This is a genomic window from Pareuzebyella sediminis (assembly GCF_008367235.1).
Lineage (GTDB): Bacteria > Bacteroidota > Bacteroidia > Flavobacteriales > Flavobacteriaceae > Pareuzebyella > Pareuzebyella sediminis.
Genome location: NZ_VTZS01000010.1, coordinates 1 through 11,676, shown reverse-complemented (window position 1 = coordinate 11,676; position 11,676 = coordinate 1). Strand labels below are relative to the sequence as shown.

At 46.3% G+C, this 11,676-nt stretch carries 4 protein-coding genes; 3 read left to right on the top strand and 1 reads right to left on the bottom strand.

Features of this window, described 5'->3' with window-relative positions; genetic code table 11:
- Both F2B13_RS20565 and F2B13_RS20100 read left to right on the top strand, forming a co-directional pair.
- Positions 1-249, top strand: a 249-nt coding sequence (locus F2B13_RS20565) for a hypothetical protein (protein ID WP_198440177.1), incomplete at its 5' end; no start/stop codon positions are given.
- A 151-nt stretch (positions 250-400) separates the two neighbouring features.
- Positions 401-754, top strand: coding sequence for a hypothetical protein (locus tag F2B13_RS20100; RefSeq protein WP_149277761.1), 354 nt, complete (start codon positions 401-403; stop codon positions 752-754).
- Here the strand turns inward: F2B13_RS20100 and F2B13_RS20095 are convergent.
- A complete protein-coding gene (locus F2B13_RS20095) occupies positions 739-1,023 on the bottom strand; it encodes a helix-turn-helix domain-containing protein (protein WP_149277760.1) in 285 nt (94 codons plus the stop codon). The two genes, F2B13_RS20100 and F2B13_RS20095, sit on opposite strands and share 16 nt — an antisense overlap.
- 1,478 nt (positions 1,024-2,501) lie before the next feature.
- On the opposite strand from F2B13_RS20095, the gene F2B13_RS20090 reads away from it, so the two are divergent.
- Positions 2,502-11,642 (top strand): cadherin domain-containing protein, encoded by a 9,141-nt coding sequence (locus tag F2B13_RS20090; protein ID WP_149304988.1) that lies wholly within the window; start codon positions 2,502-2,504, stop codon positions 11,640-11,642.
- Positions 11,643-11,676: the final 34 nt, after the last annotated feature.

Below are 11,676 nucleotides of genomic sequence, written 5' to 3'. Positions count from 1 at the left end.
TTGGGAGGGTACGACGATACCACGGCGCAATGGGTAGTACGTAAGGGCCCTTGGAAGTTGATCGGCAATGTCAACGAGCCACGGGGCAAGGAAAAGAGTCTCAAACTGCCCAAGTTGTACCTGGTCAATTTGGAAGAGGATATCGCCGAGGAACACAATTTGGTCGAATCTAATCAGGATAAGTTGAATGAGCTCTTGGAGCTTCATAAAAACTGGCTGAGTTCCGTGCGGTCAGAGATGAACAAGTAAATTCATGGGTTTTGGACCGGACTTCGGGGTAACAAATTAATAATGATTTGAGTTAGTTTTAGCAATTGAGTTGAAAAAGGGCAGAATTTATTTCTGCCCTTTTTAGTTACTTGGAACTTAAATCACCCTATTACCGAACCGACAGGGTGCAATGATGTTGAAAAAAACCACCCCCTATCGACACGGCCATGGACACAAAAACCTCCCCTATTTTTATCAACACAAAACTGAAAACCATAATATTAGCACCTTCTTTAATTTAGTTGTATCTCTTGCCAATCAAAAAAACTACTCCAGGATCATGCCCACGGGCGATGTTGTGGTGAAAAAAACCACCACACCTTTCAACCCGGTTACATGCAAATTAACCACCCCTGCTGATGTCCACGGCAGACTGAAAACCTGCACAAGAATGATTTTATATATTCAGTATCATTACAAGAACAGGTGTTTTCCTTCAAAACATGCAAGTTTTTTTGCTGGGGGGATTTACCTGTTTTTATGATAAAGCATTTCGGTCATAGCGTTTAACATCTTTCGATCATCGTCGGTTTTGATAACCTGCTTTAGTCTCTCCAGGTCTTGCTCAAGAAAAATTTGATTTGGTTCTATCCCTAATCCCTTTGCCAGTTTGGACAAGGTTTTAACAGTAGGTTTGGACAATCCCTTTTCATACCTGCTGATTTGAACATTCGATACCCCGGAAATTTTCCCAAGTTCTATTTGGTCCAATTTCTTCTCCAGTCTCAGTTCTTTTAGTCTTTTGCCGATCATTCTTCAACTATTTTATGACCTGTTATAATGAAATAACAAGGTCATTCCTACTAATTTCGACCACTGTATTAGTGTCTAATTCGATAGCCAATCCTTTATAAGCCAATATGGAACGGGCAGTGCAATCAATTTTGAAACGAGTTCCAACCGGGTACATTCCTTGGAAAGCATTAACGTGACGTACAATTAATCGAAATATTTGTTATCTATCTTAAAAAGTATGCCAAGGAATTAAATAACTTAAAATCAAATAATTACCGATTTTCTGTTATCAATCTTGTAAACTATTTGTACAGGTTATGTCCAGTAATTTTACGTTTCTTGGGATTTAACAAAAAGATAGTGCCGAATCTTCAAGACCAAAGGGAAGATATTTGGGTTTTTAAACTGTCTTACGGTCTGGTATAAAAGTAGGAGCGGACTAACGGGCACCAACTCTACGGTTTATTTAAGCAAAAAATCCACGATCAAATTTTATGGTTAAGTTTTGCAAGTTGGCGGGAATTGGTGAAACATTATCTTTGCCCAACTTCCAACGCATTCCCCGATTATGGATTGTTCCAATAAGGAATCGAGATTCTGGCGACTTAATTACCTTTATTCTGCTTTATCCAATTTACATCTTGTTGTATGTTGACCTTTTACCCAAAATATATTCTCCTACTGGTTGAATGAAGAAACCACCGGCCTTCAGTCAGACCATGGACACAAAAACCGCCACCGTTTTTATCACACAAAACTGAGAACCATAACATTCAGATTTTCATTAAGTGAGCTTTGTCCATTACCAACCAAAAAAACACCCCATGACCAACAGACAGGGTACTGTGGTGGTGAAAAAAACATCACCACCCTTCAAGCCGGTTTCATAATAATATAACCACCACTTTTATTGTCCGCAGCAATCTGAAAACCAATGTAGTAACGATTTTATCTATTGATATCTATCCGCCCTCAATGAAATAAACTACCACTGGACCAAACCGACAGGGTGCAATGTTGGTGAAAAAAACCACCCCGTAAATCTGATGGTTTTCTAACTAGAATAATTCTTTAATTCTTGATGGTGGTAATTCAAGATTATTAACCCTCAACCTTTCACAAATTGGCCTTTCGGCAATCTATATAGAAGTCTAGAAATATGTGTATCTAAGGATACACTTAATAGTAATCGTCGGAATCTCCAGCGGACGGGCAAAAGGGAAATTCTCTTTATTGTTTTTCCAAGCTTTTTATGCAAATCCAGGCTTCTTATACATCTCATAGTACAATCATCTTTTTGCAAAGCATTTTACCGATAGCACCCTACATATATTGACTGTTTCGCCTACAAAATAATTCAATTTCACAACAAAAAGTAAGTTTATACGTACAAAGTAAAATAGATTTAACCTTTAAATAAGGTACAAAGACCAATTTATCAAATTCAATTTTTCCAACAAAAGCAACAACCTTTTTCCTTAAAACTCCCAAACGCAATGAATTCGAAATCGATTAAAACACTTCTTGCAACGTTTCTCATGCTCATAGCATGGACACAAGTTTTACTGGCACAAAATGAAATTACCGTTTCAGGTAATTCAGGCATAAATACAATATCAGCTCAAACTGCAACCGTAGTGGCACCAAATCTCACCATTACTTCGAGCGGAAATATTACTGATTTTACGGTGTCCATTACAAACTCCTTTACCGCAGCCGATCATTTGGGATATAACGGAGCATTGCCTGCTGGGGTCACAACCTCTGGGTGGAATAGCGGGGAACGCTCCATAGTATTTAAAGGGACACTTACAGCATTGGAATGGCAGAGCTTTCTTAGGAATGTGACCATTACCTCAGGTCCCATCTGTTCACCTGAGACAAGGCAGGTCAGTTTTGTAGCTGAAGAGACTTTTTACAATCCTCTAAACGAACATTTTTATAGGGTTACCAATACTGCAACAAGTTGGACCGCTACAAAAAGTACCACATCATCCACCTCATATTTTGGCCGCGAAGGTTATTTGGTAACACTTACCAGTAATGCCGAGAATATTTTTGTAACACGCATAGTTGGTCAGGATTCTTGGATGGGAGCTTCTGATGACCATAATCAAATCAATGAGGCTTTGGGTTATGATCTGTATGCGGATACCAATGCATCTGAAGGAAAGTTTTATTGGGTTACCGGCCCGGAAAAAGGTACCCAGATAACAACTGCCAATGGTGATGGCAATGGTGTTCCGGGAGTGTTTCAGAATTGGAGAACCGGTGAGCCCAATGATTATAACAATGGAACTCCTGGTGAGTCTTTTGGACACGTATATGCCGGACAGGGAGATTGGAATGATTTTCCCGACAGTTCAAATATTGTTGGCATCATGGAATTTGGTGGTATGCCCAACGATCAAACCACCTCTACCCCTCTTTTTACGAAAGATATAGCCATAAATGGCGCACCTGGAGGAAATATTACAGGTGGAGAAGTTTCAGTGTGCTCGGGTTCCAATTCCACCACTTTGACACTTAACGGACTTGACGGAAGTGTAGTGAGATGGGAAAGCTCGGATAACAATTTTATCGATACCCCCACCACAATAAACAATACCACTACCAGTTTAACGGTCACCAATATTTCTACCACTACCTATTATAGGGCAGTAGTAAACACCAATGCACCAACAAGCTGTACCAATTTGACTACTTCCAGTACACCTATTTATGTTCTAGAAGCGAATGCAGGGAATGTTTTTGCAGAAAATACCACAATTTGTGCTGGCTCCAATGTGGAGCTTCATGTATCAGGGCAGAGCGGTGATGTAGAAAAATGGCAACGTTCCATCGATAACACAAATTGGACGGATATTGCCAATACGAGTACCACTTTGGATGAGACCATTGTATCAACAGGAACCTATTACTATAGGGTGGTTGTCGGAATCGCTGCGTGTGGGTCCTCGGTCACATCATCTTCAAAAGAAATTACGGTTATTAGCGGAACACCTCCTGTAGGAGGGCAAGTGGGTTCGGCTAGCCATACGTCAGCAACCAATAGTGGTACATTGACCTTGACTGGTTACACAGGTACCATAAGCAAATGGCAAATGTCCACAGATGATGGAATCATTTGGACCGATATTGCGAATACCTCAGATACCTACAACTATACCAATATCACCACCAATACCAAATTCAGGGCTCTTTTGGTCAATGGTAGTTGTGGTGCAGCATACAGTGATGAAGGTTTGGTTTCGATTACTTACCCTCCTACCATAACCTCATTCACTCCAACGCAAGCTATAGAAGGTACAACGGTAGTTATTTCTGGAACCGATTTTAGTGGAGCTTCCCAAGTAACTTTTGGAGGTTTGGATGCCATTTCTTTTACTGTGGACTCCAATACCCAGATCACTGCAGAAGTTTCAACAGGATCCACAGGTAATGTAGCCGTGACCACAGCGGCAGGTACGGCGACAAAAAGCGGATTTACTTTCAAGAATCTTCCGGTGTTCACCTATCCAAATGCATCTTACAAAGTATCTTCGGCAATATATGCAGGGGCAGGAGAGTCATATAGCGTACTTTCCCAATTAAGTGCATCCTATGATGTTACTTTCAATACAGACGGCACAAAGATGTTTGTTAGCACATACGATCGTAAAGTGTCCAGCTATGCCTTGAGTACTGCTTTTGATGTATCGACCGCTAATCCCATTACAACATTGAACTTAAGTTATAGATCTGCTGGAATTGCGTTCAGCAACGATGGAACCAAGCTATACCACACAGGGAACTCAGGAGCAGGAATCAGTGAATATACCCTATCAACTCCTTTTGACCTTTCAACAGCTACTTTCAACCAACGTATCACTCCAACGGAGGGTAATGATTACGATGGAATAGAGTTCAGTGCGGACGGTAGCAAAATGTTCTTATTAGTAAACAATTCCTCTGTTATTCGAGAATATGCCCTGAGTTCTCCTTTTGACATATCAACGTCTACATATACAGACGCATATACCATTTCCGGGGAATCAGGTCCCAATGGATTCACCCTAAGTTCAGACGGTTCACAACTCTTCGTGATCGGATTCAATGAAGGAGTATCAGTTCATAATATGTCCACTCCTTTTGATATATCTACTGCTGTATTTGCTGGTTCAAGTTTCAGCTATGATGCTGATGTTGCAGAAAACAATCCTTATGGAATTTCATTCAATTCAGAAGGAACAAAGTTCTTTATAGTTGGTGCCGATGAAACCGTATACGAGTTTTATATAGAGACAGTCTTGGAATATTCCGAGAACGGTACGGTCGATGTGGCCGATGCTGATGCCAATGATGGTGACGGCGGTTCTTCCGACGCCGGGATCACCTACGCCCTTGCCAGCGGGGGAGACAACGACCTGTTTGCCATCGATGCCTCTTCGGGCGTGCTAACGTTCCAGTCATCCCCCGACTATGAGAACCCTGGTGATGCCGACACGGACAACGTCTATGAAATCACCCTGATTGCAACCGATGCCGATGGCAGTACCCAACAAAACATGAAGGTATCGGTCATCGATGTAAACGATGCACCGACGGCCTCCTCGGCAAGTTTCTCGGGAAACCTTGCCGTAGGACAGACCTTGACGGGAACCTACAGCTATAGCGATCAAGAAAGCGATGCCGAAAGCGGAACAACATATCAGTGGTACCGTTCCGATGATGGTTCGGGCACCAACAAGGCTGCTATTTCCGGGGCAACTTCCAATACGTATGAATTGACCAGCGCAGATTTGGCAAAGCACATTAGTTTTGAGGTTACGCCCAGTGATGGTTCAGATTCAGGGAATCCCGTAGAGAGTACTCTGGATGGTCCCGTCGTCTCTTATCCGGTATTTACAAGTGCGGCAACGGCCAGCTTTGCCGAGAGCGCAACGGGCACCATTATTGATGTGGATGCCAACGATGGTGATGGAGGTGCCGTGGATACGGGCATAACCTATGCCCTGGCCAGTGGGGGGGACAACGACCTGTTCAGTATCGACGGTAGTACCGGAGTATTGACCTTTCAATCTACGCCAGATTATGAAAGTCCAAACGATGCCAACAGCGATAACGACTACGAAATTACGGTTACAGCCACGGATGGTGATGGTAGTACGGACCAAAACCTTATTGTTTCCGTTACCGATATACCTGACAACCCACCTGTCTATACGAGTCCGACGGCGGCCTACGATGTTTCCTCGGCGGTATACTCTGGGAACTCCTTCGGGGTATCGTCCGAGTTGAGCTATCCCTACGGGCTGGCGTTCAACGACGATGGGAGCAAGATGTTCGTGAGCGGGATATTCTCCAGCGAGATCGCGGAGTACGCCCTTTCTACGCCGTACGACGTTTCGACGGCTTCCTATACCGCCTCGTTGACGGGCATGAGCGGTAGGACGACCGGTATCAACTTCAACAACGACGGTACAAAGGTCTATTATGCCAGTGGGAACTCGGGCTCCAATATTTACGAATATTCCCTTTCCACCCCATATAGCATTTCCACTGCGACCTACTCCCAGGCCTACGGGGCCTCGGAGGGAAGTTCCTATGACGATGTGACCTTCAACGCCGATGGTTCAAAAATGTACCTTCTGGCGTACAACGACAATACGATATATGGATACGCTTTAAGTACTCCCTTTGATATCTCGACGGCATCCTATACCGGTAATTCCTACGCCGTGACCGAGGACGGCAGCCCACATGAAGTGGATTTCAATGGTGACGGGAGCCGGTTGTACGTCGTGACGGGCAACGCGAGCCTGTTGATATATGACCTTTCCACACCTTTTGACCTTTCCACCATAAGCTATACGGGCACCACCTCGAGCAGGGTCTCGGAATCCGGTAGTCCGTACGGCATGGCCTTTGGCGACAACGGATCTAAATTTTACGTCGTCGGAAGCGCCAGTACGGTCTATGAGTACGACATGTACACCGTATTGGAATACGCCGAGAACGGTACGACGGACGTAGCGGACGTGGACGCCAATGATGGTGACGGCGGTTCTTCCGACGCCGGGATCACCTACGCCCTTGCCAGCGGGGGCGACAACGACCTGTTTGCCATCGATGCCTCTTCGGGCGTGCTCACGTTCCAGTCATCCCCCGACTATGAGAACCCTGGTGATGCCGACACGGACAACGTCTATGAAATCACCCTGATTGCAACCGATGCCGATGGCAGTACCCAACAAAACATAAAGGTATCGGTCATCGATGTAAACGATGCACCGACGGCCTCCTCGGTAAGTTTCTCGGGAAACCTTGCCGTGGGCCAGACACTGACGGGAGCCTATACCTATGAGGATCAAGAAAGCGATGCCGAAAGCGGAACAACATATCAGTGGTACCGTTCCGATGATGGTTCGGGCACCAACAAGGCTGCTATTTCCGGGGCAACTTCCAATACGTATGAATTGACCAGCGCTGATTTGGCAAAACACATTAGTTTTGAGGTTACGCCTAATGATGGTTCAGATTCAGGGAATCCCGTAGAGAGTACTCTGGATGGTCCCGTCGTCTCTTATCCGGTATTTACAAGTGCGGCAACGGCCAGCTTTGCCGAGAGCGCAACGGGCACCATTATTGATGTTGATGCCAACGATGGTGATGGAGGTGCCGTGGATACGGGCATAACCTATGCCCTGGCCAGTGGGGGGGACAACGACCTGTTCAGTATCGACGGTAGTACCGGAGTATTGACCTTTCAATCTACGCCAGATTATGAAAGTCCAAACGATGCCAACAGCGATAACGACTACGAAATTACGGTTACAGCCACGGATGGTGATGGTAGTACGGACCAAAACATTGTTGTTTCCGTTACCGACATCGACGAAATCGCACCAAGTGGCTATTCCGTCTCCATTGATCAATCAGTAATAGACGCAAGCAATACAGCTTCCATTTCGTTTACCTTTTCAGGTGCTGAAGTGGGTAGCACCTATAATTATGTCTTCAGCAGTGATGGAGGCGGCACCAATGTCACTGGGACCGGAACAATTTCTACAGCTATAGATCAAATTACAGATATAGACCTTAGCAGTATTGGAAGTGGTACCGTTACCCTGTCTGTAACATTGACCGATACCGCCGGCAATGAAGGGAACGCGGCGATTGATGCCGTGATGAAAGGAGAACTCCCCATTTTTACGGAACCCATAGGCATTCAGGACTTTTCAACGGCAAGTTTGAACTCTTCTTATTATTTGAACAGTAATACCACAACTAGAAAGCTGGGCCTTGAGTTTTCCAATGATGGCTCCAAAATGTACACGATTGGATTCGATGCCAATATTATTGTTGAATATACGCTATCAACACCTTATAGTGTTTCCACCGCGAGCTTTACCAGCGAATTGGATATCTACGACAATGGAAGATATCCAAGAGGCCTTGCATTCAATTCAACCGGAACCAAGTTATTCGTCTACAGCGGGTTGACAAAAACTATCTATGCCTACGACATATCGACACCTTACGATTTGACAACCGCAACGATAGGAACAGATAGTTTTGATGTAACTACATATAGTTCATCTTTGGCTATCGAAGGTCTGGATTTCAACCCTGATGGAACCAAGTTATATTTGACGAATGTCAACAGTCCATCCATAGTACAGTTCGATTTGACCACTCCATTTGAGGTCGCCTCGGCAACCTATTCCAATACCTTGGATGTGTCCTCGCGCTTTTCGAATAGCATTTATGGCGTTGCCTTTGGAACCAGTGGAACCCAAATGTATATAGGGTCGTATAATGACAATACCATAGTGGAATACAGATTGACCATGGCCTATGACGTAAGCACGGCAACTGTTTTGAACAATGGCAATAATGGAAATGTTTTCAACCAGAATACACCAACGGATATCGTATTCGCTCCAGAGGGAGACAAGGCCTTCATACTATATTATGGGCAAAGTACAGTAAGAGAGTACAGCTTGGGCAATGCGCCCATTATCTATAGAGAAAATGATACGGCAGCCGTAATCGACGTGGATGCCAACGATGGGGACGGCGGTTCTGCCGATGTGGGCGTTACATATGCCTTGGCCAGTGGCGGAGACAACGACCTGTTCAGCATCAATGCTTCTTCTGGTATGTTGACATTTCAGTCGTCCCCCGACTATGAAAATCCCGGTGATGCCAACAATGATAACGACTACGAGATTACGGTTACCGCCACCGATGCTGATGGCAGTACTGACCAAAGCATAGTTGTTTCCGTGACCGACGCCAACGAAACACCGACGGACATTGGCCTTGACAACGACACAGTGGTCGAGAATAGTGCCATTGGGACAGTCGTGGGCACCTTCAGCACAACGGATCCAGACACTGGCGATACCTTGACTTATACCCTAGTCTCAGGGAATGGCTCCAACGATGCCGACAATGCATCGTTTACCATCAACGGAACGGACCTGGAACTGGCCGAAATTCCTGATTATGAAGCGCAGGCCGGCTATAACATCTATGTCAACGTCGACGATGGGGACAACAATTTCCAAAAGGCATTTGTAATTAACGTAAGTGATATCAACGAAGCGCCATCAGCATCTTCAGTTTCCTTTAGCGGAACCCTTGCGGAAGGTAACACCTTGGCAGCTACCTATTCCTATAACGATGTGGATGGCGATACAGAAAATGGAAGTACGTATCAATGGTATCGCTCCGATGATGGTTCTGGAACCAATAAAGCAGCCATTGCGGGGGCTAATGCGCAAACGTATAACCTTACTTCCAATGATACGGATAAGTATATAAGTTTTGCAGTAGTTCCCAATGATGGAACATTGACAGGTTCCCAAATGGAATCCACCTTACAAGGCCCTATCCAAGCAGATACTGATTTGGACGGAGTTTCTGATGATACAGACAACTGTTCCCTGATTGCAAATTCAGACCAATTGGATACTGATTCCGATGGTGAAGGTGATGTCTGCGATACAGACGATGACGGGGACGGTACCCCCGATACGGACGATGCCTTCCCGTTGGACGATAGCGAGGACACCGATACCGATGGGGACGGAACGGGAGACAATGCCGATACCGATGACGACAATGATGGCACCCCGGATGTTGACGATGCCTTCCCGCTGGACGATAGCGAGGATACGGATACGGATGGTGACGGAACAGGGGACAATGCCGATACCGACGACGATGGTGATGGTACACCGGATACCGATGACGATTTCCCATTGGACGCCTCGGAGGATACCGATACGGATGGTGACGGAACAGGGGACAATGCCGATACCGACGACGATGGTGATGGTACACCGGATACCGATGACGATTTCCCGCTGGACGCCTCGGAGGATACCGATACGGATGGTGACGGAACGGGCGACAACGCCGATGCCGATGACGACGGGGACGGAACCACAGATGTTGACGATGCCTTCCCGCTGGACGATAGCGAGGATACCGATACCGATGGTGACGGAACGGGCGACAACGTCGATGCCGATGATGACGGGGACGGTACCCCAGATGTTGACGATGCCTTCCCGTTGGACGATAACGAGGACACCGATACCGATGGGGACGGAACGGGCGACAATGCCGATAGCGATGACGACAATGACGGTACCCCGGACTCCGAGGACGCCTTCCCTAAAGATGATTCCGAGGATACCGATACCGATGGTGACGGAACGGGCGACAACGCCGATACCGATGACGACGGGGACGGTACCCCCGATACGGACGATGCCTTTCCGTTGGACGATAGCGAGGATACCGATACCGATAACGACGGAACAGGGGACAATGCTGATGCTGATGCCGATAATGATGGAACTCCTGATGAAGATGACGCCTTCCCGCTGGACGATAGCGAGGATACGGATACCGATGGTGACGGAACAGGGGACAATACGGACGGCGACATAGACGGGGACGGTATACCCAACCAGGATGATATATACCCCACGGGTGAGATTACCGATACGGACAACGATGGTGTTCCAGATGCGGAGGATGCCTTCCCGAACGATCCGGGCGAGAGCGTGGACAGCGACGGGGATGGTATCGGAGACAATTCCGACCCGGATGATGATAACGACGGTACTCCGGATAAAGATGATGATTTCCCTTGGGACCCCAATGAACATACCGATACTGACGGTGATGGAACGGGCGACAATGTAGATACAGACGACGATGGTGACGGAACTCCGGATTCAGAGGATACCTTCCCATTGGACAGCTCGGAGGATACCGATACGGATGGTGACGGGCTCGGTGACAACTCGGACAACGACGACGACAACGACGGGGTACCCGACAGGGAGGACGACTTCCCTAGGGACGATGAACCTTCGCTTGTACCCGCTGAGGCCTTTACGCCGAACGGCGACGGGAACAACGACGCCTGGATCATACCCGGGATCGACAACTATCCCAATAACACGGTAAGAGTCTATAACCGTTGGGGACACGAGGTCTATGCTACCACATCGTACCATAACGATTGGGAGGGCTTCTACAAAAACAGGAACGAAAAACTTCCTTCGGGTTCCTACCTGTACGTAATCGACCTTGGCGACGGAAGCGCCCCTGCAGGGATGGATATTCATTAATTACTAAAATCAACATCAACCAAAAATATAATAC

Bases quoted from the DNA above. Each gene is read 5' to 3' on its own strand.
- F2B13_RS20095 (WP_149277760.1), bottom strand. From the start codon at position 1,023: ATGATCGGCAAAAGACTAAAAGAACTGAGACTGGAGAAGAAATTGGAC.
- F2B13_RS20090 (WP_149304988.1), top strand. From the start codon at position 2,502: ATGAATTCGAAATCGATTAAAACACTTCTTGCAACGTTTCTCATGCTC.
- F2B13_RS20100 (WP_149277761.1), top strand. From the start codon at position 401: ATGATGTTGAAAAAAACCACCCCCTATCGACACGGCCATGGACACAAA.